Genomic DNA, 21791 nt, shown 5'->3' with positions numbered 1-21791 from the left:
CTTAGTTCTCGCAGGCAATCATGATGGACGGAATCAGCTGTTTCTTTCTGGATACCACGCCCGGAAGCTCTACCACATTCGCTTCATCGTCAGCACCGGCTTCTTCCATATGGAATGCAGTGCGGATGAGCGCTTCTGCACCCTCGCCCTCGCAAAGCAGGGAGGTAGACTCGGTCAGGATATTGGTCAGCATGAAGAAGATCATATCCACACCGTGCTCCTCGTGGGGCTTCTTTAAGAACGGAAGCAGACGCTCCTTTAACTCTACCAGCTCATCTGCATTTAAGGAGCTGATCTGGCCTACACCATAACTGTTTTTACCGGAATTGAACAGCTTGAAATCCTGATAGAAGATTTCATCATTGCTCTTGCCGCGCAGGTTGCTTCCTGCTGAGAACATGTCGGCTGCATAGCGGTCCATATCGATCTCGGCAATCCTTGCCAGCTCAGTTGCTGCCATTTTGTCGATCGGGGTGCAGGTCGGAGAACGGAATAACAGGGTATCGGAGATGATAGCACTGCACAGCATGCCTGCGGTTGCCTTATCGATCTCTACATTGTTCTCATGGTACATCTGATAAACGATGGTTGCGGTACATCCCACCGGCTGATTGCGGAAGAATACCGGTGAGATAGTCTCTACGGTACCTAATTTATGGTGGTCAATGATCTCCTGGATGTCTGCATTCTCCAGACCATCTACGGCCTGATTCTTCTCATTGTGATCTACCAGGATGATCTGCTTTCCCTTTGCACCAAGCAAATTTCTGCGGGAGATCATGCCCAGGTACTTACCGTCCTTGTCCAGAACCGGGAAATCACGATGACGCTTGCTTGCCATAACCTCTTTCACATCATCGATGCAGTCGCTGTCCTCAAAGGTGATGAGGTCCTCAGTCTTCATGAAATGACCGATCGGCATACTCTGGTTGATGAGGCGGGCAGCAGTATACGCGTCGTACGGAGTGGTCATGACCGTGCAGCCATGCTCCTGCGCAAGCTTGCGGATGGTCATGGAAACTGCGGCGCCCTCGCAGACGATGATGCAGTCTGCCTCCATCTCGATGGCACACAGCTGGGACTCATAACGGTTGCCCAGGATAACCAGATCATGCTCTGAGATATAATACTCCATCATATCCGGGTTTGCCGCTGCGATCAGTACCTTACCCTGATCGAAATAATCATTCTCGTCGCCCACGACCATGGCGCCTTCCAGAGTTTCCAGAATATTCTTGTACTGCGTATGTGCCTTGGACAGGATACTGCTGTCTAACACGTTCATGTAGGATTTTGTAATATCACCAACTGTGATCAGGCCCTCCAGAACCCCTTTCTCGCTGACTGCCGGCAGAGTCACAACATGGGCATCCTGCATCAGGTTCCATGCCTTCTTTAAGGAAATATTGCGGTCTACGCCTTTGGTCGCGCGGATCTCAATATCCTTAACCTGGGTCTTTACACTCTCAATCAGCTGCGGAGCCTCTACATGAAAGTAGTTGAGTACATACTGGGTCTCCTCATTTACATGACCGGCGCGGCCTGCCACATATTCATTTCCGGTGATCTTAGATTTCAATGCTGCGTAGCAGATTGCGGAACAGATAGAATCGGTATCCGGATTCTTATGTCCGATTACGATCGTCCGTCTTTTTCTCTCTTCTGACATAATGTCCTCCTCTTGTTGGTGCTTGCCGAAATCTCTTTTGCTATTTTCACAAAGAATCATTTCTCCGCGAAATATAATTATGGATTTTGCACTATATTTTACATTTTGTTCATGTGCCGTTCATAATTTATTCACAACTATTTTCTATACTGAAAATGTCTTAAGAAAACGGTTGTAACTTGATGAAACAGTCAAATTGCACATAGATTTTTCATAATTGCCCCGGCTGGACGAAAGTCCACCGGGGTCTCCTCATTTTATCTGATTTTGCGCGGTTTTGCAAGAGTTTACCCGGAGCAATCCTGCTCCGGGCATTTCTTTTTTTAATACATGTATCCTTAACCAAGCACCAGACGGGCTGCTCCATAAATTCCCGCATCATTTCCCAGTTTTGCCAGGCCAATCACGCCCTTATTCTGTGAAATAGGAGAATAGTGCTGATAATATTTGTCGATGATATCAATTAAAAACTGACCTGCCTTTGACACACCGCCTCCAATGACAAACATCTGCGGATCTACCGTCATGGCAATGCCTGCCAGAGCCACGCCCAGATAACGGCCCACCGTCTCCACCACGGAGAGCGCCAGCTCATCCCCGGCCTTTGCTGCATCCAGAACATCCTTCGCTGTTACTGCGTCACCATACTGGCGAAGTACAGAAGGAGTCTCCTCTCCTGCCATGCGGCGTCTCGCCTCTCTGGCGATACCGGTTGCACTGGCAATCTGTTCCACACAGCCTACACCACCGCAGTTGCAGTGCTCCCACTCCTCATCGCGTACATGGATATGACCGATTTCACCGCCCAGTCCATGCTTTCCGGCAATGATCTTCTCATCAATAATAATGCCGCCGCCCACGCCGGTTCCCAAGGTTACCATGACAATATCGGTAAAGCCCATACCGCCGCCGCGCCACATTTCACCCAGGGCTGCCACATTGGCATCATTTCCGCTCCGGACCGGAATTCCATCCAGCATGGCACTGAGTTCCTTCTGGGGATTTACATTCCGCCAGCCCAGATTCACGCAGACCTCCACATAGCCATCCGGCATGACCGGTCCCGGAATACCAAGTCCTGCTCCCAGAATGTCAGAAAGGTGGATTTCCTTTTCCATAAGGACTTCCCGGATGGAAGCTGCCACATCCTCTAAAATATAGCGGCCTCCCTCTTCCTTTCTGGTCGGAACCTCCCACTTAAACAGCAGGGTACCATCTGTCTCAAATAAACCAATCTTAACGGAGGTTCCCCCCACGTCAATGCCAATACATTTCTTTTCGCTTTCGTGCATGCCGTTCTCCTTCCCGATACCCACACCGCCCGGCAGAAAAATCTGCCGGGCGGTACGGGCTGCATGTTTCTTTTATAAGATCTTACAGGCTGCGTGCTACATCAGCAACATGCTCTGCAGTAAATCCAAAGTGTTCAAAAAGCTGTGCTGCCGGACCGCTTGCACCGAAACCGGTCATAGTCACGCATGCGCCGTCCAGACCAACGTACTTGCCCCAGCCAAAGTCGCTCAGTGCCTCTACGGCAACACGTTTGCGGACTTCTTTCGGAAGTACGGACTCCTTATATTCTGCGGACTGCTCCTCAAACAGATCCATACACGGCATGGATACAACACGTACCTTTCTGCCCTCTGCTGCCAGGATCTCTTTTGCCTTTACAGAAAGCTCTACCTCGGATCCTGACGCGATCAGGATCAGATCCGGGGTTCCCTCACAGTCATCGATCACATAGCCGCCCTTTAAGGCATCCTTGCAGCTTCCCGGCATCGGAGCCAGGTTCTGTCTGGACAGTACCAGTGCGGTCGGGGTGGTCTTGGAGGTAACTGCGCTGTACCAGGCTGCTGCCGTCTCAGTTGCGTCACACGGACGGAATACATGGAAATTCGGCATTGCGCGGAACATAGCCAGCTGCTCGATCGGCTCGTGGGTCGGTCCATCCTCGCCTACACCAATGCTGTCGTGAGTGAAGACGAAGGTTAACGGCATCTTCATCAGGGCAGACAGACGTGCCATCGGCTTGGTGTAATCGCTGAATACAAAGAAGGTGGATACATAGGTCCGCAGGCCGCCATGCAGCATCATACCGTTTCCGATTGCCGTCATAGCCAGCTCACGAACACCAAAGTGCATATTTCTGCCAGCGTAATCTGCCTTGGAGAAATCTCCTGCATCGCTCATGTTGGTCTTGTTGGACGGAGCCAGGTCAGCAGAGCCGCCGATCAGGTTCGGCATGCGGTCTTTTAACTTGTTGATGATCTTACCGGACAGGTTACGGGTTGCCTCAGCCTTCTCGCTGTTTGCCCAGAAGGAATCGTCCTCCATAAGTGCCTTTGCAAGCTCGTCCGTGTCTCCGTAATACTGGTTCCAGAGTGCTTCCATCTCCGGGTACTCCTGGCAATATGCAGCAAACATCACATTCCATGCAGCCTCAGTCTCAGCCTTTTCCTCTGCTGCCTTTGCATAGTGGTCATACACCTCCTGCGGCACATAGAACGGCTCTTTGGACGGCCATCCCAGGAAATCCTTCATAGCTTCGATATTCTCTTCGCCTAAAGGCTCGCCATGCGCACTTGCCTTGCCCTGTTTTGCCGGGCAGCCATAACCGATCTGGGTATGGATGGTGATGAAGGACGGGCGGGTGGTATCCGCTTTTGCCTCTTCGATGGCTTTGCCGATCTCCTCCAGGTTGTTGCCGTCTGCAACGTCCAGAGTCTGGAAACCAAATGCAGCCATGCGCTCCTGTACATTCTCGGTAAATGCGATATCGGTGCTTCCCTCGATGGAGATGCGGTTGGAATCATATAATACGATAAGCTTGGAAAGGCCCAGGGTTCCTGCCAGGGAGAATGCCTCGGAGGAAATGCCTTCCATCATACAGCCGTCGCCGCCCAGAACATAAGTGTAATGGTCAACGACCGGATAATTCTCTTTGTTGAAGATAGCTGCCAGATGTGCTTCTGCTGCTGCCATACCGACTGCCATACCCATGCCGGCACCTAATGGTCCGGTCGTTGCTTCAACACCAACGGTGTGTCCATACTCCGGATGACCTGCTGTCTTGGAGCCTAACTGACGGAAATTCATCAGATCTTCCTTAGACAGATCACCGTATCCAAATAAATGGAGCAGGGAATATAACAGCATGGAGCCATGACCGCCGGATAAAATAAAGCGGTCGCGGTTTGCCCACTGCGGATCTGCCGGATTGTGGTTCATGTGGTTCATCCAGAGTTCATATGCTGCCGGAGCACTGCCTAACGGAAGACCCGGATGACCGGATTTTGCTTTCTGGATCGCATCTGCGGATAATACGCGGATTGCGTTCACAGACATGGTATCGATAGTGTTCATTGGTGAGACCTCCTGGTATTGTATAATTTTGTATTGCATACTTGCTAACGCAGCTTCAGCTCCTGCATCTGCTGCGGACCGGTTACCACCAGTGTTCCCGGGAACCGTCCTTTTCTGATCTTCGAAACAGGAAAATCAAACGTTGCATCAAATTTTTCTGTTCCGCTCATATTATAAATCCTGCAGGAATCTTCATTGTACAGGATGATCAGATCTCCGTCAAAATCTGCATGGGTATATTCGAAATTGAATTCCTTGCTCAGCACATGGGTACCGTCCTTTTTGTAAACCTCCAGGCGGCTTCCGTATTCTCCGTTGGTATTGCGGACAATGGCTGCCGCATACTCATCGGAGTAGAATACACTGTCGATCCGCTCCTCAATGTTCCTCTGCTCCACCAGCTCCGGTGACGCCAGGTTTCTGGAAGAAAAAAAGGTTAAGGCCTTGCCGGAAAACGCACAGGAATATGGATTTCCCATATAGGTTACCCTTGGTACCATATCCCCCTGGAATTCGTCATCAAAGCCGCCCACCAGACGGTTCGGCACATTCTTTCCGATCTCGGAAAAGTCGTAAAATACCACACGGTTTTTCAGTTCACTGCCCTGCAGATAAACAAAGGAGCTCATCAGCTGGGTGCCGTCATCTGACAATGCGATATCAAGCGGATAGCCGTCTCCCGACATGTTGGTCTTAACGGTGATATCCAGGGAAGTGCCGTCTTTCTGAAAAAATGTGATATAGCTGGAAGCAGAATCTTCCAGCACAGCAGCCGTAACACCGGTCCCGGATACTGCCACCTTACTGATGGGAAGCACCGTTGTTGCCTGCCCCAGTGTTCCGTCTGTATTGCATATGTAAATGCTGTTGCCCTGCATATCCGCAATGGCTGCGTAATCTCCCTTTACGGAAATGATGGGAGATTTCATCTCATAGCTCTCTGTCCAGACTGTGCGTCCCCGGTTGTCCAGGTAAGAAGCACCGTCCTTCGTGTATTTTAAAACATTCGTTCCAAAGCTCTCGTAGCCCACAAGGCTTCCCTCGTTTAAATCCACCTGCCATGCTGTTTCATAACCGGAATAGCGGTAATTGCGCTGATAAAAGAACCAGGCAGCCGCGCCTGCGGCAATCAACAGCAGTACCAGTAATACGAGGATCCACCGGTGACGCAGTACCCGGTTATGAGCCCTGCGCACCACCGCTTCACTGTCTTCTTCCGGTTCAGCGTTCCATGCGGGCTGCTGCGGACTGACGATCTGTCTGCGCAGCTTATCTTTCTTACTTTCTCTGCTCATGGAGCTGAAATCACTCATCTCTTTTGTCTCCTAACATAGCCTTTCCGTTGCCTCCAACAGTGAAGGATATATAAATTCAGTATACATCATTTCGCCGGAAGATACAACTCCTGCCCTACGGAAATGTGATTCTCGTCTGCCAGTCCGTTCCACGCGCAGATCTGTGAAATCTGTGCCATACTATGATACCGTTCCATACAGATGCTGTACAATGTTTCCCCATCCCGGACCACATACTTTACGGCATCGGACGGGATCTGTACTGTTGCTGCCGCAGGCGCTGCATCCGCCGCATCTGCCGAGGCGCCCGCGTTTCCGCCTTGAAATGTGCCGTTTTTCTCTGCACTGCTCCCAGCTGCTTCACCTGCTGCATCCGCACTTTCCTGTGCTTCACTCTCGGCCGCACTGCTGTCTGCCGCTCCGCTCTCACCATTTCCGCCGGCCGGATCGATCACAATGTCTGCCAGTGTCGGATACACCTCACCCGGCACGGACTCCACCTCAAGTTCTCCGCTGTTTTTCTGCCCTGTGTAGGAATACGGCAGAGCAGAAGCGATCACACTCTCCATATCTCTCATTTTCCGGTAATTTCCAAATATGATCATGCCGCCGGCCAGCACCAGAACCGCCAGTACACTGCAGGTACCTCCCAGAAGTCCAATGGTTGAACGGGCATGTCCCACGCTCTGTTTGCGCTCCTCCATCCGGTCACGAAAATCCTGGATCACCACATCCCGCGTCCCGCTTTCCACACGCCGCGCATCCTTCCTAGAAACCATGTAATCCTGCATCATCTGGTTTCTCTCATAATAGATGCTATAGCCCCTCAGCTTATAAAATCCGTCCTCCGAGGCCGTGTAGATTGCCTCATCCCCTTCCAGACCGGAATTTAAATACATCAGCTGATTCCTCCCGGAAAAATACTGGCCGTGCTGCTTCCAGTAATCCAGGGGACTCAACGCACAGCCAGGCGCACCGCACAGAAACCATCCCTGCACACTGCGGTGCGGAAACATCTGCTCCATAACCTGATAGGCTTTCTTCCAGGCCTCCTCGGTAAATTCCACCTTCTCCCCGTCCCGGGTCACCTGCTCCATCTCCATGGCTCCGTCGATAAACAGAAACGGTATCCCGTCCTCTGTCCGGATTTCGCCCAGCAGCAATCCGACCCGCAGATCCTGTCCGCCGGCCGGATACAATCGTTTCAGATATGTATTGACATAATCTTCGATATAAAGCTTAACCACTTGATCCCGTTCCCCGATCTGCCGGATATTCTTTGGCAGTTTCGGATACGGATTGTAAAGTTCACCCATAATTTCACCCCGCTGCATGATGTTTGTAACCGCTTGTTCAGGCAGTTTCCCGCCTGTCCACGGCCATTTGCTGCATCATAACACGGGGGTACCCATATAATTTGTCATTTTCGGTCACTCAGCTCAAAAAACTCTTCGACAAAAAGTATGGAATTCCGGCAACAATGCCTGGCGGATGCTCTCGCAGATGGAATCTGCCATCTGCATCACCACAGAAAGCCGTACGCTCTGCAGCATCAGCGGATCATAATTTCCATATCCTCCCACAATGCCGGTAATAAAGATATCTCCCACTTCCTGTAGTTCCTTGCATACGCCAAGCCCCGGCCGGAGCGCTCCCTTCCCCAGGGTAATGCAGCCCACATGCTCTGTCTGACCGACCGATGCATCCACCGCCACGATCACATGATCCGGATAACAGTGCTGTACCATAAAAATTGCCTGTTCCAGATTCATGGCATGAACCGGGCTGTCCAATGTCCCCACTACTGTTATCCGGCGGTCTTTCAGTCCCGCCCTTTTCAGTTTATGCCCGATCAGTGGTCCCAGACTGTCTCCTGTGGAGCGATCTGTACCAATGCAAAAGAGCAGGACACCTTTCCGATTCTCCCTCCGCATGATCTCCGCGATCATCTGGCGGAGCATGCCGGCACACAGCGCGGTATCTTCCTGCTCACCGGAATCGAAATAATAAATGTCCTGCTCTCTGATCTGTTTTTTCATAATGTCATCCCGCCTGCACCGTTTTGTTATTGCTATTATAGGCAAACGGGACAACTTTTATTCGCGGCATGATCCCGCAAGAAATCAATGTTTCCGCGCATCCTCCTGGTAAACACTGATTGCCTCGCTAATGTTGGCCGCCCTCCCCTGCTGAAGGATATTACTCAGATCCTGCAGCTTAAACGGATCCAGGAACTCTTTTCCAAGATGGCTTCCATACTGGTCTGTCAGAGTCAAACGGCGTGCCTTCACCTCAGCTGAGGTTAGCTGAAGCTGGCGTTTTACATCCTCATACTGATGATCCAGATCCGCGATTTTTTCCCGGTATCCATGCTCAATTTCATCCTGTAAAATGTTTTTCGTCACATTTTCAAAGGTGCCCAGCGCTTCTTTCTTCTTGGCAGCCACCTCGTTGAGTTCCTGAGTCAGCCGCGCAATTTCGTCGTCATACTTTTCCAGATCGTAAAGTGACTCATTGCGGTCCTTGCGGATGGTACCGGTGATCACTTTGATCTTCTTGTCATTGGCATGCATCTGATCCAGGATCTGACGGCCTTTCCTTAAGCACTCTGCGTACTGGAGCTTGGTGTGATTACCGATCCACATATAAATTCCGCCAACGATCAGAATATCTGCCACATAAACAAGAGCCAGATGCCAGGTTTTATGTTGAGGCAGAAGCATGTAAAGCCCAAACGGAAGCGCCGCAAAAAACAGTGCAATAAAGATCAGGAGACCGAAAAACTCCCCAGCCCAGCGCGGCATATAAAGGCTGTAGTAAAGACGGCTTCTGCACCAGGATGGCACATGGTTTTCCCTAAACTTTGCCTTCATATGGGCGAGCAGCTCCTTGTTATACTCATGAAGTTCCGAAGTTTCCTCCGCAATACGCTCCTTCATGCCCTGATTCTTTGCCTTTTCCCGCTTGGCCCGGGCTTTCTTTAACTGATCCTGTGCTTTATTGATCTCCGCGTCATAGCTGGAATTGATATCGTCTCTTCGTTTTTTTACCGTAGAACCAACGGCATCTGTCATCTGCTTCTTCTCTGTGTCCAAAGCCTTTTTCAAACGGCTTTCGTCCTGTTTCAGCTGCTCTTCCCGGTCTGCAGCTAATGACAGTTCCTCGACAGATTCCCTTGCTGCTGCCAGATAGTCCAGGCATTCCTGAATAGTCTGCGCCATATCTGTTTCCTCCTTCGCAAGCTTTTCCCTGGCATAAACGAAATCCCCCTCCGGGCATTTGTTTTTTGCGAAAGCTTTTTTTCGAAATATACTATTTACAGTTTACTACATTCTGATTCGAACTACAAGCAAATGTGTTGGGATCTGTTTTGAACGGCTTTACAGAAAAACAAAAATCACTTATACTTGTAAACTACAACCAACTGTTCCGTATGTTTACGACGTCCAAATGCAATCCGAAAGGAGAGAAGATATATGTTCCGTATGTGGGGAAAAATCTGGAAAGACAACCATCTGATCAGGGATACTGTGATCTGCCAGACCGATTACAGCATGTCCCGCACCAACATGGTCTTCCAGTCACTGGATGATATCTGTTATGAATTTGATCTTGGAAAACCAATCTGGCTCTCCTCCAATATCAATGACTTTAAGCGCCATGCCAAAACACGCTTTACAAAAGATAGCTTTATTGAACAAATTGATTTTGATTATTTGGAAATTGAAGTGATTGAAGAATAATTTAGGAAAAGGGAGGCCTTTCCGTTATCTGGAAACGCTTCCCTTTGTTGTCAGATGGATTTTTTGCTGCTATTCGCACTTTACACAGACAGCAGCCGGATGTTCTCCATGCTTTTCAGGCCAGATACTGCTTTAAAATGTCTCCGATCAGTTCTACCTCTTCCGGCTTCAGGTCCCGGATCCAGTTTTCATCACCGCCTCTGTTTTTCTCACGACTGGCTGCCATCTGCTCCAGTCCCCGCTTAATAAACTCTGCGTCCCGGATACTTTCCTTTGCCGGTGTCTCCGGTTCCGGAGGAGCAGTTTTCGCCGCTGCAGAACTGATGTTATTGTTCCTGCGGCTTTCCCGGCGCCCACCCGAAACCGGCTGCGTTGTCCGGGTAACCGGTTTCTCCGTCTCTTCCGGTTCCACACGGCCCATACGGCCGGCCCGATCCACAAGGCGGCTCACATTGCGCAGCGCTCCGCGGTCTCCCATGCCTTCAGTGCGCCCATTCTCCACAGCCATATTCCGTGCCATCTTTGGCCCCACGACATTGTCGATCTGATCCTGGAGGCTGATCAGAAGCTGTTCCCGCAAATCTCCGGCTATCCCGCCATCAAACAGCATCGTCAGCATGGCCATCAGTACTGCGCCGCCGCCATACAGGACTATATAATAGGTATCCAGGCGGTACCAGTAAGAGAAAAATGCTGCCGCTCCGCCAAGCAGCAGGCAAAGCCACGTCCAGCGAGCCCCCATGCCGCTCCAGCCGGAAAGGCGAATCCCCATCGTATGAAACTCATACAGCTGATGCTCCAGCCAGGCACCGCTATCCACCAGGCCCTGGTTGATGCGGTATGTATTCTCCGCTCTCTGCCGGAGTTCTTTTAAGCTTTTGTTCTTGGTCAGTGAAAGGTCTTTGCTTTCCTTCAGCAATCTTTTGTAGGCATGACGGGTAACCAGACGTGTCAGGATTCCCAGTACACAAAATGCTGCCAGCGCATAGAGCACGCGGCCAGTTTCCAGTAATTGCAGCATAAAAACAGCTCCCCTTTCTTTTCCTTTTTCCAACCATACGCCTGCGTCGTTTCAGGATCCATTCCGCCGCAGGTGTGCAGTTGTCATGGTGTCTCGACAGGTATCATTATAACTGTCCGGCCACCATTTGAAAAGTTCAGGGAGCTCAGAATCGTTCGTCAAATTCTGCTAAAAAACGCACGTTACCTTAAGATAGATTAATATGCCAGGATCAGGGCGCGGGTCAGATTCGTACTGTGGATAATGGCCTGACGTTCAAATTCCGGATAATCCATGGAAGCACTGTCATCTGCCTTATCCGAGATAGCGCGCACGATCAGAAATGGAATCTTGTTTAAATAAGCTGCCTGGGCAATCGCTGCACCCTCCATCTCGGTGCAGGAGCCGTTAAACGTCTTGCTCAACCACTCTTTCTTGTTCTTGTCGCAAATGAACTGGTCACCAGTCAGAATCCTGCCCTCGTAAACGCTGATATCCGGATTTACCTCCTCACAGCACTTCTTTGCAAGACTACGCAGGCGCTCATCTGCTTCAAAGGTCAGCGTCCCAAGCTGTGGGATCTCACCTAACGGGTAGCCAAAATTGGTAGCGTCCACATCATGCTGAATGGCATCAGTAGAAAGCACCAGATCACCAATATTGATTTCTGCCTTTAAAGAACCCGCAATACCGGTGTTAACCACGCCATCCACGCCAAAACGGTCTGCCAGAATCTGCACGCACAGGGCTGCGCTGACTTTGCCGATTCCGGACTGAACCACAACCACCTCTTTTTCTCCGATGGTTCCCCTGTAAAACTCCATACCGGCCACGGTTACAACCTCAGGCTGATTCATTTCCTGCTTTAACTGCGCTACTTCTGCCTTCATGGCACCGATAATTCCTAACATATATGATTTCCTCTGCTTTCTGTTGTCATAACTGTTTATTGTAACAGTCTAACAAGCAGCAGCAAGGAAGTCAAGAGAGCCTGCTGTCTTCTTACAAATTCCTGTCAAACAACGGTTGACAGCCCTTCTGCAGTTCCAGGTATTTCCCATATGCCTCATCATAAGCTGCTTTCTTTGCAGGATCCGGAAGATATAGCTTTCCTTTTTCCAGATATCCGGCAACCGCCTCCTCTGGTGTGGAGAAAACTCCCTCCGCCGCACCGGCAATCACTCCGGCACCGATACCAGTCGCATTTTCAGTCTTCATAACCTGAAATGGAATACCAAGGCAGTCCGCTTTCATCTGATTGCAGAATTCCGACCGTGTTCCCCCGCCAGTTCCAATGATTTCTTCCGGTGTTCCTGTTTCCGCTGCAATTACATCCACACAATCCCGGACAGTAAACACATTGGCCTCATAAACGGCTCTTGACATATGTCCTACCGTATGATTCATAGTCAGACCCCAGAATACGCCTCTGGCACTGCTGTTTGGCCTCGGCGTGATCTGCCCCTGAAGAAATGGCAAAAAGGTAAGTCCGTCTGCACCAATCGGCACACATTCCGCACCATAATCAATTCCAGAATAACCACAGCGAGCAATCATGTCCTTATACCATCTTAAATTGCCGCCCGTGATCAAAGATGCATTTTCCAGTGTCCAGTATCGTCCATCTACAGATAAATGCGTCTGCATGGTTCCTGTCATCTGTTTTACCGGTATCGTTGTATAAGCAGCAATGGATGTGGATGTTCCGCTGATATCCATTACCTGCCCCGGCCGTTCCATACCGGAGCCAAGCATGGCCAGCTGATGATCGCTATCTCCTACTACAACCCTAGTATGCTCACTCAGGCCAAACTCTTCCGCGCGTTTTTTTCTTACAGTTCCCTGCACATCGTATCCGCTCCGGACTTCAAACATTTTCTCTATATCCAACCCGGCCGCATCAAACATTTCCCTGGACCACGTTTTTTCTCGGACATCATAAAGCTGGGTATACGCCGCGCCGCAGTAACCATTTGCCGGTATCCCAGTCAAATAACCGACGAAAAACGAAGTCACTTCGCAAAAATATCTTGCTGACTTATAAATTTCCGGCCTTTCCTCTTTCCACCACATCAGTTTTGTTGCGTCCTGGAACGGCGTGATCGGCGAACCAGAAATTTCAACTGCTCTTTCTTCAGAAATTTTTTGTTGCAGACGTTCGGCCTGCACTCCGGTTCTGGAATCCATCCATATCATACAGTCGTCTAATGGTTCCATATCTGCATTCACAGGAACAACCGATGCATCAATACAGGCAAATGCAATCGTGCCGATCTCATCTGATGTAATTCCCGCTTTTTGCTTAACCTGTGCGATTGTCTGTTTCAGTGCTGCAAGCCATAATCTGGCATCACACTGTGCCCAGCCTGGCTTTGGATAAACAGGAAGATACTCGCAGGATGCATCTGACACAATTTTTCCTTCCGGATCAAACAAATAGGCCCGCATGCTCTGTGTTCCCATATCAATTCCAATAAAATGTTTCATACGCATTACCTGTGTTCATTCAAATATGTAATTACCCACTCCAGATTCTCGCGGAACGTACCACCTTTTACAAATTTTTTCTGAAAAAGAGCACTTCCCATGGTAAATGCACGACAACCCAGGACTGCTACTTCATCTATCCGTTCTTTGCTGCCGACACTACCCGCAATCGTAACCTTATCCAGACCAATTTCCCTACCAACTGCCTTTAACAGTTCCAGCGGATCCCCTTCGGTATAACGATAAGCTGTCAGATCAATTCCATTTGCCCCTGCTTCCATCAGACGCACGCAATCCTTTGCGATTTCCTCAACACTTCCCGTCAGGGCAACCGGACTTCCAGCAACCGTTCCTGCAAACGGATAATATTTCAGATGATATTTATCTAGGATTGCACGCACAGACGGATAATATACAGTTCCTGTCAGATAATCAAATCCACACTGTCCTGCCAGTTCCGCACCTTCCAGACATCCTTCTTCCGTATAAGTAACCACTTCCAAATAGGTAGTCTTGCCTGCTGCCTTCATCTTCTGATTCAGGTCAATCATTGCTTCCTTATCAAGGCCAACATCTTTAAAGCCCCATTTCTGCACCGGCAGGTCCTTGCAGCTCTCAAATACTTCTACTGCATCGATGACAGTTTTATCATTATTGGTAAGCATAACAATCAGTTCTGGTGTCATAATCTAATCCTCCTTATTTCAAGACTGCCCGTACCGGCGATTTGTCAGTACGGGCTTCATGGTTTTTTGTTATTCTCCTGGTGCCAGACTCCAGCTCACAATACATTTGCAGTCACCAATGTTGGTAAGCTGATGCGGCATTGTCGGCGGTATGATCTGGGCCATTCCTTCCTTCAATTCATATAAGCGGTCTCCACAGCGAAGCAGCACGGTTCCCCGCACAACATAAAAAACTTCATGGGATATGGCATGTCCGGGATCAACGGCACCAGTCTGGCCAGGCATAAGTTCTGAAGTTCCAAATACCAGCTTGTCCGTATGGAAATATTCACGGTCTACTTCCTGACCTTCCATAAAAATCCGGGTTTCTTCCGGTTTTACTACTTTTGTTTCCATTCTGTTCCCATCCTTTCTATATTACTGAAATCCCCAGATATCAGTTACACGATAGCCCTCTGGAAACGGATCCGTGTCATCCAGCACAACAGTGTTAAATCCTGTGATCCATGCCTGCCCCGCAACAGTCGGAACCACTGCTTCAATATCATGAATCTTCGTTTTTTCCACCAGTTCCCCAGTATAAACAATTCCAAGTACATTCTCATGCCGAAACGGTTCATTCAATTTCAGCTTGCCTTTTGCGTAAAGAGATGCCATCTTTGCACAGGTGCCGGTTCCGCACGGGCATCGGTCAAGCGCTGTTTTCCAGGTTGCCGGATTGTTCAGATCCACCTCTACGTTCGGCATTCCGACAGTATTTTTCCAGTCTGCATTCGGATTATCCGTCGGACCGGAAATCTGGCCTGCTGTGATTTTAATGTCCGGGAAATCCGGATGGGTAACCTTTAACTGTTCGTTGCCTGCACCGATCAGGAGTGCCGCAATTCTGGAAAGTTCATTTCCCATTTCCGGTTTAATCTCCAATCCCGGGAACTGGCGTACATCTGCAATGATATCAAACATACCACCCCAGGCTACATCTACTGTAACTTTTCCGACGGTAGGCACATCAATTACCGCATCCTCAATCAGAGAAAATGCAGGCATATTCTTAAAACGGACAGAAATACATTTTCCATTGCGGCATTCTGCATGAATACCGATCAGACCGCCTGCCGTCTCCAGGTTAAAATCGGTATACGGCTCTTTCATTTTAATCATTCCTGTTTCCAGAAGCACGGTTGCCACCGCAATGGTATTTCCGCCTGACATCATCGGATATTCCGTATGTTCCAGAATAATATAGCCATACTCTGCCAGTGGATTATTGGATGGCACAACAATGTTAATGCACATCGGCGGATAACCTCGCGGTTCATTCAGCATCAGATGACGAAGCTCATCGTCATTCTGCTTTAAATAAAGCATTTTTTCATATACCGTGTTTCCTCTTAACTGGGCTACACCGCCTACAATAACTGGCATTGGCTCTCCGGAATGACAGTTCACCACCTGAATCACTCTCTTAAATGCCATAGTTTCCTCCTTTTCTTTCTCTGTTATGATTTAATGTGACATTTTTTCTTCTACTTCCCGGAATTTATCTTTATTATGTTCCATCCAGAATCCGGCACCTTTGATACCTAGTTTTTCCGGATTGAATACCGGTGTTTCAATTCCATGCTTCAGCTGATCCTGGTAATCCTTGTAAAGAGTGATGATAGTTCTGCTGAATGTTAACAGTACGATAACGTTAATCCATACAAGTACACCGCACGCCAGATCCTGAAGTGCCCACATATCGCTGGAATCAGAAATTGCCCAGGTGAAATAGCAAACTACCATAACAATTCTCAATCCCCATACTGCAGCACTTCTCACTTTAACATCACAGTTTCTGAACAGATACCGTAAGTTAATCTCCCCCTGATAGTAATGGTTCATGTTGGTTGTAAATGAGAAGAATACCAGGCAAAGTGCAATAATAATAGAGCCAATCGGCAGCAGGGTATTGATAGATGCCTGTACCCAGGAAATATCTGCCTGCGTTGCCGTTGCAAAAAATTCCGCTCCAGTACCAATATGAATCATCTGTCCATCAGTCCCCACTACATTAAAGCAGTCAGTTGCCATAATCAGAAGACCAGTACAAATACAAATTGCAACATCAATAAAAACAGTCATAGAAGAAACCAGTCCGGTTTCTCCAGGATGATCAACCTCTGCTGCAGATGTAGGACCAACAGACTCTGCCATACCTGCGCCGGAGGAACTTACGCTTCGTTTTACGCCCATCATAATAGCACTTCCAATCAAGGCGCCATAAACTGCATTTGCACCAAATGCACTGGTAATCATATCAGAAAACATCTGTGGAAGATGTGGTGCATTTATAACAAGAATTACCACAGTCAAACCCAGATACAACAGCGTCATAAACGGTACAATCATTTCTGCTACTTTTGCAATACGCTTAATACCACCGGAAATAACCAGAAAAAGCAGGCAGCCGATTACTGCGCCACACACCCATCTCGGAATCCCAAGGGACTGGTTGAATGCGATTGCCACGTTGTTTGCATGCGGTGCCGGAGCCAATAACGGTACTGTAGCTGCGGTTAAGAATGCAAACACTGCCGGAAGGATCTTCCACCCTCTTCCCTTATTCATATAATAAGGAGCACCGCCGGTATAAACACCATCCTGTGATTCCTTATAAACCTGTCCAAGAGAGTTCTCTGCATAGGAAAGTGCTGCGTTTAATACAGATGTAATGGCCATCCAGATTACAGATCCGGGACCACCTAAGAATACTGCCGTTGCAACCCCAGCCATGTTGGAAACGCCTACGCGGTATGCAACTGTGTTGCAGAATGCCTGGAACGGAGTAATTCCCGTATCCGAACTGGTTGTCTTTGTCAGAAGCTTTATCTGGCGTTTCATATTCCGGACCTGCACAAAATGCAGGCTTACCGTAAACCAGATCGATGATCCCAAAAGAAGAATGATGATCGGTGTTGCCCATACAATGCCAGATGCTTTTACAAGCAATTGAATAATACTCATATAGTTCTTCCTCCAATACCTTTTAATCCCCTTACGCTTTTGCTAACTCCTCAATATGGCTTGTCTCTAATATGATCCGCTTTTCTTCCTCATTCAGGCCGCAGCGCGGCAGCAGACAAACACCCTCTTCAAACCCGTACACTTTCTCCAGAATGTACTTTACAGCCTGAGTCGGCTTATTGAAGCGCTCTGTCATGTTAACAACCGGATACAGCTTTTTGTAGATTTCCAGTCCCTTCTGATAATCCTTCTCAACGATCATTGCTCTATGGAATTCCGCTGATAATCTCGGAAGAATGTTCGCGGTCATACTGATCCAGCCAATCGCCCCCGTTGCATATGCTGGATACAGCAGATAATCACAGCCGCATAATACCCCAACATCATGCTCTGCTTTTTCTGCATCCAGAATGAAATCTGTCATAATATCAATTTCCATGGAAGCATCTTTTACAATTTTCACATGATCCAGTGTATACAGCTTACGCATAGTCTCTGCACTGATTCCACTTGTCACATTCGGATTATTGTAAACCATAATATCAAGACCGGAATGATCATTGATGTACTGGTAATGTGCAAGAATTTCGTTCTGATCCGGATGATAATAGAATGACGGCAGAACCATTGCTGCATCTGCGCCTGCCAATCTGGCATTCTCCATCAGTTCCACAACATCTGCTACCCGTTCTCTGGAACATCCTACAATAACAGATGCACCAAGTGACTTAATATATGGAATCATCTCATTGCAGTATGCTTTGTGCTGTTCCAACGTAATACTCTGATATTCCCCGGCTGCCATCAGCACGCCAATTCCACCAATTCCCTGGTCAATCATCCATTTTGCATGCTTTTTAGCCACATCATAACGAAAACTGCCGTCTTCTCCAATCGGTGTTACCATTGCTGGAAAAACGTGTGCAAACTTGTCAACCATTTTTATTCTCCTTTCAGCAATACATCATTACTTTATGTGATACTGTAATATTGTGATTCATTTTCTTTTTGTTGATATTGTACGACCGGTCTTTCATATTTCAAAAATCATTGATCACTTTGTAAGCACATTATAGCTTTTTCCCCTATATATCGCCAATTCTTTAAAAATATGATAAAATAAGAAAAACTGATAGTATGACCAAAAAGGAGTTTTCATATGAACACAAACCAGCTGACTTATTTCATTGCTGTGGCTGAAAACCAGAACTTTACAAAAGCTGCCGCACAGTGCTATCTGACCCAGACTGCCATCACCCAGCAAATTCAGATTCTGGAAAAACAGATGGATGTTGTTTTAATCGACCGGACATCCCGCCCCATCAAACTGACCCAGGCAGGGCATATCTTCTATCATGAAGCAAAGGACATCCTAGCCCGGATCAACCTCGCCATCCAGAACACAAAAAATGCCCACAATGCAGCTTCTGGCTTACTTCGGATTGGCTATGCTAAAACATTCGAAAGCAGTAATCTGCCAAATTTAATTGTTTCCTTTCACCGGGAATACGAAAATATCAATCTTCAAATTTTCAGAAATGATGTTGATAACCTTGTTTTTGGTTTGCTAAACAACGAGTACGATATTATTTTCACCTGGGACAGTACCAATATTTTTATCCAGAATGCCGTAAATACTCTCCCCGTTGAAAAAATCACTTCCGTAGTGCTGATGTATGACTCGCATCCGCTCGCCCACAGCGCCTCTCTTTCCAGAGCTGACCTGAAAAATGAAAAGCTTTACTATCTCACTCCGTCCAATACCGGTCATTCTTTTGCCGACATCCACTATATGAACCTTTATCAGGAAGCTGGATATCAGCCTAATATCCTTATGATAAATACGGAATTGGCCAGTATCCTGACCCTTGTTTCCACTGAACAAGGTATTGCGCTTATCCCCTCTTTCTGCGTGTCAAACTGGAAACACTATGACAACCTAATCGGCGTACCCATGACAGACAACGATGAATACATGATCGGCGGCTGGCTCAAAGACAGCAACAATGCCTCCCTTGACCTCTTTATCCAGTATCTGAAAGAGCACACGAAATTATAAAAAAGAGCTACTGATTCAGGGTTGACATTTTGCCCCTGACAGTTACTATAGTAATACAGATGTTTTTACAAGCATGACTTTCATCCAATCGGAGGTGTTTTTATATGAAAAAAATCGTTTTAACCGGCGGCGGCACTGCCGGACACGTCACACCAAACCTGGCTTTGCTTCCATCTTTACAGGAGCGTGGCTACGAGATCCACTACATCGGGTCCTACAACGGCATCGAAAAAAAGCTCATCGAGAACGCCGGAATTCCTTATGACGGCATTTCATCCGGCAAACTGCGCCGCTACTTTGATATCAAAAACTTTTCAGATCCGTTCCGTGTCATCAAAGGCTATGCCGAGGCACGCGCACTCTTAAAGAAATACCGCCCGGATGTGGTCTTCTCAAAGGGCGGTTTTGTATCCGTTCCGGTGGTTCTGGCGGCAAAGCATTTCAAGATCCCGACCATCATCCATGAGTCTGACATGACCCCTGGCCTGGCTAACAAAATCTGCATTCCATCCGCTGCCAAAGTCTGCTGCAACTTCCCGGAGACTTTACAATATCTGCCGGAGGACAAAGCTGTTCTCACCGGATCTCCGATCCGCCGCGAGCTGCTGCAGGGTGACCGTCTGACCGGACTCAACTATACCGGACTTTCCGCAGCCAAGCCCATCATTATGGTCATCGGCGGAAGCCTGGGTGCTGTTGCCGTCAACAACGCCGTCCGCGCACTGCTTCCGAAACTTCTGACGAAATATCAGGTAATACATATCTGCGGAAAAGGCCATCTGGATGACAGTCTCATCGGCCGCCCCGGATATGTACAGTACGAATATGTAGACGCGCCGCTGCGACATCTGTTTGCAGCAGCCGACATCGTCCTGTCCCGCGCAGGCGCAAATTCCATCTGTGAGATTCTGGCACTCAGAAAGCCGAATGTCCTGATCCCGCTCTCCGCAGCAGCCAGCCGCGGAGACCAGATCTTAAACGCACGCTCCTTTGAGAAACAGGGCTTCTCCACCGTTCTGGAAGAAGAACAGGTTACCAGCGATACCCTGTATGATGCCATCGAAAACACCTACGAAAATCGCCGGAAATTTATCGATGCCATGGATAAAAGTGATCTGTCCGATGCAGTAAGCATTGTTATGGAGCTGATCGCATCCTATGCCGAAAAAGAAGACACAAACAAATAGCTCTGACAAAAACGGGCGGTGAAAATGGTTTCCATTTTTCACCGCCCGTTTTATGTTATGTTTTCGTAACTGTTTAGTATCCTCACAGTCACATGTTTTCTCTACAGCCCTGCCTTCAGAGCGTCTGCTGTCTGTGCCAGTTCATCCTGTTCCGGCTTGCCCGGTACCCAGTTTACCATATCCGGTCCGCCCTCATAACGCGGGATCACATGCACATGCAGGTGAAATACCGTCTGCCCTGCACTGGTTCCGTTGTTCTGAACTACATTGAAGCCGCTTGCGCCAAGCTGGCTTTTCATGGATTTCCCCAGCTTTGCAGCCAGCGGCAAAATCTTTGCCATGACCGTCTCATCTGCCTCACACAGGTCTTTATAATGATTCTTTGGCAGGATCAGGGTATGGCCGTTTGATGCCGGTCCCAAATCCAGGATCGCGCGAAAATCATCATTCTCATATACGGTTGCAGATGGAATCTCGCCGTTTGCGATCTTGCAGAAAATACAGTTGTCGTCTCTCATTGTCGTTTCCTCCATTCGGTTTCTTGCAGTGCCAGTTCAAAAACAAATGAAAAGCACTGCTCCTTGCTTATCGCACATTATAACTCCCAAATGTCCGCTCTGCAAGTACGCTTTGGTTTGCGGTACAGGATGGCTGCCAGGATCATTCCGATCACCAGACCGGCTACATGTGCGGTGTTATCTACTCCGGTACTGGTAAAACCAAGATACAGGGAAAACACTGCCATTACCACCAGCTGTCTTGTGCTCAGATCCTCCAGGCGTCCCTTATTTACAGCTACCACATAGATCAGCCCGCCGACCACACCGAAAATCGCACCGGAAGCTCCGGCTCCCACTGACCAGTCACCCACCGGCATCTCAAACAGCAGGGAAACCACATTGGCCAAAACGCCGCAGCTCAGGTAAAAAATCAGATACTTCACTTTTCCCAGCGCCCGTTCCAAATTATCCCCAAGCACAAACAAAACCAGCATGTTATTCACAATATGATCGATGCCAAAGTGCATAAAAATGGAGGTCAGCAGCCGGTAATACTCATGATTCTCCAGAATAAACGGCCCGTACATAGCGCCGTGATCCAGCATAAAGTACGCGTCTTCCGTGGAACCTGTCAGCTCCAGATACAAAAAGTAAAGGATATTTAAGACGATCAGGGTGCCGTTCATCCAGGCACGGGGGCGGCGCTGCGGCACCATATAATAAGGATTCTGATACTGGTCCATGTAAACTCCGTTCTTTATATAACATTTTCATAACGTATCTCATCCATTATCTT

Annotated in this window: 20 protein-coding genes; 3 read left to right on the top strand and 17 right to left on the bottom strand. The window is 48.4% G+C overall.

The genetic code is table 11. From position 1 onward, the window contains the following. Window position 1: 1 nt before the first annotated feature. The 7 genes from DW819_RS01830 to DW819_RS01800 all read right to left on the bottom strand — a co-directional run bounded on the left by DW819_RS01830 (window position 2) and on the right by DW819_RS01800 (window position 9548). On the bottom strand, window positions 2-1669 hold the full coding sequence (locus DW819_RS01830; protein ID WP_118731809.1) for a putative manganese-dependent inorganic diphosphatase: 1668 nt from the start codon (window positions 1667-1669) through the stop codon (window positions 2-4). A 338-nt stretch (window positions 1670-2007) separates the two neighbouring features. Further along, window positions 2008-2961 carry an ROK family glucokinase gene (locus tag DW819_RS01825; protein WP_118731808.1) on the bottom strand — a complete coding sequence of 318 codons (954 nt, stop codon included), beginning with the start codon at window positions 2959-2961 and terminating at the stop codon, window positions 2008-2010. 82 nt (window positions 2962-3043) lie between these two features. Beyond that, on the bottom strand, window positions 3044-5032 hold the full coding sequence (tkt, locus tag DW819_RS01820; protein ID WP_118731807.1) for a transketolase: 1989 nt from the start codon (window positions 5030-5032) through the stop codon (window positions 3044-3046). Window positions 5033-5076: 44 nt separating this feature from the next. Continuing rightward, window positions 5077-6345 (bottom strand): DUF5711 family protein, encoded by a 1269-nt coding sequence (locus tag DW819_RS01815; RefSeq protein WP_118731806.1) that lies wholly within the window; start codon window positions 6343-6345, stop codon window positions 5077-5079. A gap of 68 nt (window positions 6346-6413) precedes the next feature. Then, complete coding sequence (locus DW819_RS01810) at window positions 6414-7643, bottom strand: LysM domain-containing protein (RefSeq protein ID WP_118731907.1); 1230 nt, start codon at window positions 7641-7643, stop codon at window positions 6414-6416. Between the two features lie 123 nt (window positions 7644-7766). After that, entirely contained in the window at window positions 7767-8366 is a 600-nt protein-coding gene (gene yyaC / locus DW819_RS01805) for a spore protease YyaC (protein WP_118731805.1), read from the bottom strand. 84 nt (window positions 8367-8450) lie between these two features. Next, window positions 8451-9548, bottom strand: coding sequence for a hypothetical protein (locus DW819_RS01800; RefSeq protein WP_118731804.1), 1098 nt, complete (start codon window positions 9546-9548; stop codon window positions 8451-8453). Window positions 9549-9803: 255 nt separating this feature from the next. Here DW819_RS01800 and DW819_RS01795 point away from each other — a divergent pair, with 255 nt between their 5' ends. Further along, complete coding sequence (locus tag DW819_RS01795) at window positions 9804-10070, top strand: hypothetical protein (RefSeq protein ID WP_118731803.1); 267 nt, start codon at window positions 9804-9806, stop codon at window positions 10068-10070. Between the two features lie 115 nt (window positions 10071-10185). Here the strand turns inward: DW819_RS01795 and DW819_RS01790 are convergent, their stop codons facing one another. The 8 genes from DW819_RS01790 to DW819_RS01755 form a co-directional block, all read right to left on the bottom strand. Next, on the bottom strand, window positions 10186-11091 hold the full coding sequence (locus DW819_RS01790) for a hypothetical protein (protein WP_118731802.1): 906 nt from the start codon (window positions 11089-11091) through the stop codon (window positions 10186-10188). A gap of 197 nt (window positions 11092-11288) precedes the next feature. Further along, window positions 11289-11981 carry a 5'-methylthioadenosine/adenosylhomocysteine nucleosidase gene (locus tag DW819_RS01785; protein WP_118731801.1) on the bottom strand — a complete coding sequence of 231 codons (693 nt, stop codon included), beginning with the start codon at window positions 11979-11981 and terminating at the stop codon, window positions 11289-11291. Between the two features lie 91 nt (window positions 11982-12072). Next, the gene (locus DW819_RS01780; protein ID WP_182432543.1) at window positions 12073-13557 is read right to left on the bottom strand and encodes an FGGY family carbohydrate kinase; all 1485 of its coding nucleotides are present in this window, start codon (window positions 13555-13557) and stop codon (window positions 12073-12075) included. Between the two features lie 5 nt (window positions 13558-13562). After that, window positions 13563-14243 carry a hypothetical protein gene (locus DW819_RS01775; protein ID WP_118731799.1) on the bottom strand — a complete coding sequence of 227 codons (681 nt, stop codon included), beginning with the start codon at window positions 14241-14243 and terminating at the stop codon, window positions 13563-13565. 69 nt (window positions 14244-14312) lie between these two features. Then, window positions 14313-14639 carry a cupin domain-containing protein gene (locus DW819_RS01770; protein ID WP_118731798.1) on the bottom strand — a complete coding sequence of 109 codons (327 nt, stop codon included), beginning with the start codon at window positions 14637-14639 and terminating at the stop codon, window positions 14313-14315. Between the two features lie 21 nt (window positions 14640-14660). After that, a complete protein-coding gene (locus DW819_RS01765) occupies window positions 14661-15719 on the bottom strand; it encodes a proline racemase family protein (RefSeq protein ID WP_118731797.1) in 1059 nt (352 codons plus the stop codon). A 30-nt stretch (window positions 15720-15749) separates the two neighbouring features. After that, window positions 15750-17249, bottom strand: a complete 1500-nt coding sequence (locus DW819_RS01760) for an alanine/glycine:cation symporter family protein (RefSeq protein ID WP_118731796.1) — start codon at window positions 17247-17249, stop codon at window positions 15750-15752. 31 nt (window positions 17250-17280) lie between these two features. Beyond that, a complete protein-coding gene (locus DW819_RS01755) occupies window positions 17281-18189 on the bottom strand; it encodes a dihydrodipicolinate synthase family protein (RefSeq protein WP_118731795.1) in 909 nt (302 codons plus the stop codon). Between the two features lie 219 nt (window positions 18190-18408). Between DW819_RS01755 and DW819_RS01750 the strand changes: the two genes are divergently transcribed. After that, on the top strand, window positions 18409-19308 hold the full coding sequence (locus tag DW819_RS01750; RefSeq protein WP_118731794.1) for a LysR family transcriptional regulator: 900 nt from the start codon (window positions 18409-18411) through the stop codon (window positions 19306-19308). 104 nt (window positions 19309-19412) lie between these two features. Beyond that, window positions 19413-20495 (top strand): undecaprenyldiphospho-muramoylpentapeptide beta-N-acetylglucosaminyltransferase, encoded by a 1083-nt coding sequence (locus tag DW819_RS01745; protein WP_118731793.1) that lies wholly within the window; start codon window positions 19413-19415, stop codon window positions 20493-20495. A gap of 101 nt (window positions 20496-20596) precedes the next feature. Here DW819_RS01745 and DW819_RS01740 read toward each other — a convergent pair whose 3' ends face one another. Together DW819_RS01740 and DW819_RS01735 are read right to left on the bottom strand one after the other, a co-directional pair. Continuing rightward, window positions 20597-21013 (bottom strand): HIT family protein, encoded by a 417-nt coding sequence (locus DW819_RS01740; RefSeq protein ID WP_118731792.1) that lies wholly within the window; start codon window positions 21011-21013, stop codon window positions 20597-20599. Window positions 21014-21090: 77 nt separating this feature from the next. Beyond that, a complete protein-coding gene (locus DW819_RS01735; protein WP_243025492.1) occupies window positions 21091-21738 on the bottom strand; it encodes a rhomboid family intramembrane serine protease in 648 nt (215 codons plus the stop codon). Between the last annotated feature and the right edge of the window lie 53 nt (window positions 21739-21791).

This window comes from Clostridium sp. AM33-3 (assembly GCF_003480315.1).
Taxonomy (GTDB): domain Bacteria; phylum Bacillota; class Clostridia; order Lachnospirales; family Lachnospiraceae; genus Brotaphodocola.
Note: the sequence above shows the minus strand (reverse complement) of the source record. Positions and strands in the feature narration are given on the sequence as shown.

Excerpts from the sequence above, each read along its gene's own strand:
- DW819_RS01780 (WP_182432543.1), bottom strand. The coding sequence starts at position 13,557 with ATGAAACATTTTATTGGAATTGATATGGGAACACAGAGCATGCGGGCC.
- DW819_RS01790 (WP_118731802.1), bottom strand. The coding sequence starts at position 11,091 with ATGCTGCAATTACTGGAAACTGGCCGCGTGCTCTATGCGCTGGCAGCA.
- DW819_RS01785 (WP_118731801.1), bottom strand. The coding sequence starts at position 11,981 with ATGTTAGGAATTATCGGTGCCATGAAGGCAGAAGTAGCGCAGTTAAAG.
- DW819_RS01760 (WP_118731796.1), bottom strand. The coding sequence starts at position 17,249 with ATGAGTATTATTCAATTGCTTGTAAAAGCATCTGGCATTGTATGGGCA.
- DW819_RS01815 (WP_118731806.1), bottom strand. The coding sequence starts at position 6,345 with ATGAGTGATTTCAGCTCCATGAGCAGAGAAAGTAAGAAAGATAAGCTG.
- yyaC (WP_118731805.1), bottom strand. The coding sequence starts at position 8,366 with ATGAAAAAACAGATCAGAGAGCAGGACATTTATTATTTCGATTCCGGT.
- DW819_RS01800 (WP_118731804.1), bottom strand. The coding sequence starts at position 9,548 with ATGGCGCAGACTATTCAGGAATGCCTGGACTATCTGGCAGCAGCAAGG.
- DW819_RS01740 (WP_118731792.1), bottom strand. The coding sequence starts at position 21,013 with ATGAGAGACGACAACTGTATTTTCTGCAAGATCGCAAACGGCGAGATT.
- DW819_RS01775 (WP_118731799.1), bottom strand. The coding sequence starts at position 14,243 with ATGACACCAGAACTGATTGTTATGCTTACCAATAATGATAAAACTGTC.
- DW819_RS01825 (WP_118731808.1), bottom strand. The coding sequence starts at position 2,961 with ATGCACGAAAGCGAAAAGAAATGTATTGGCATTGACGTGGGGGGAACC.
- DW819_RS01810 (WP_118731907.1), bottom strand. The coding sequence starts at position 7,643 with ATGGGTGAACTTTACAATCCGTATCCGAAACTGCCAAAGAATATCCGG.
- DW819_RS01750 (WP_118731794.1), top strand. The coding sequence starts at position 18,409 with ATGAACACAAACCAGCTGACTTATTTCATTGCTGTGGCTGAAAACCAG.
- DW819_RS01795 (WP_118731803.1), top strand. The coding sequence starts at position 9,804 with ATGTTCCGTATGTGGGGAAAAATCTGGAAAGACAACCATCTGATCAGG.
- DW819_RS01830 (WP_118731809.1), bottom strand. The coding sequence starts at position 1,669 with ATGTCAGAAGAGAGAAAAAGACGGACGATCGTAATCGGACATAAGAAT.
- DW819_RS01735 (WP_243025492.1), bottom strand. The coding sequence starts at position 21,738 with ATGGACCAGTATCAGAATCCTTATTATATGGTGCCGCAGCGCCGCCCC.
- DW819_RS01765 (WP_118731797.1), bottom strand. The coding sequence starts at position 15,719 with ATGGCATTTAAGAGAGTGATTCAGGTGGTGAACTGTCATTCCGGAGAG.
- tkt (WP_118731807.1), bottom strand. The coding sequence starts at position 5,032 with ATGAACACTATCGATACCATGTCTGTGAACGCAATCCGCGTATTATCC.
- DW819_RS01755 (WP_118731795.1), bottom strand. The coding sequence starts at position 18,189 with ATGGTTGACAAGTTTGCACACGTTTTTCCAGCAATGGTAACACCGATT.
- DW819_RS01770 (WP_118731798.1), bottom strand. The coding sequence starts at position 14,639 with ATGGAAACAAAAGTAGTAAAACCGGAAGAAACCCGGATTTTTATGGAA.
- DW819_RS01745 (WP_118731793.1), top strand. The coding sequence starts at position 19,413 with ATGAAAAAAATCGTTTTAACCGGCGGCGGCACTGCCGGACACGTCACA.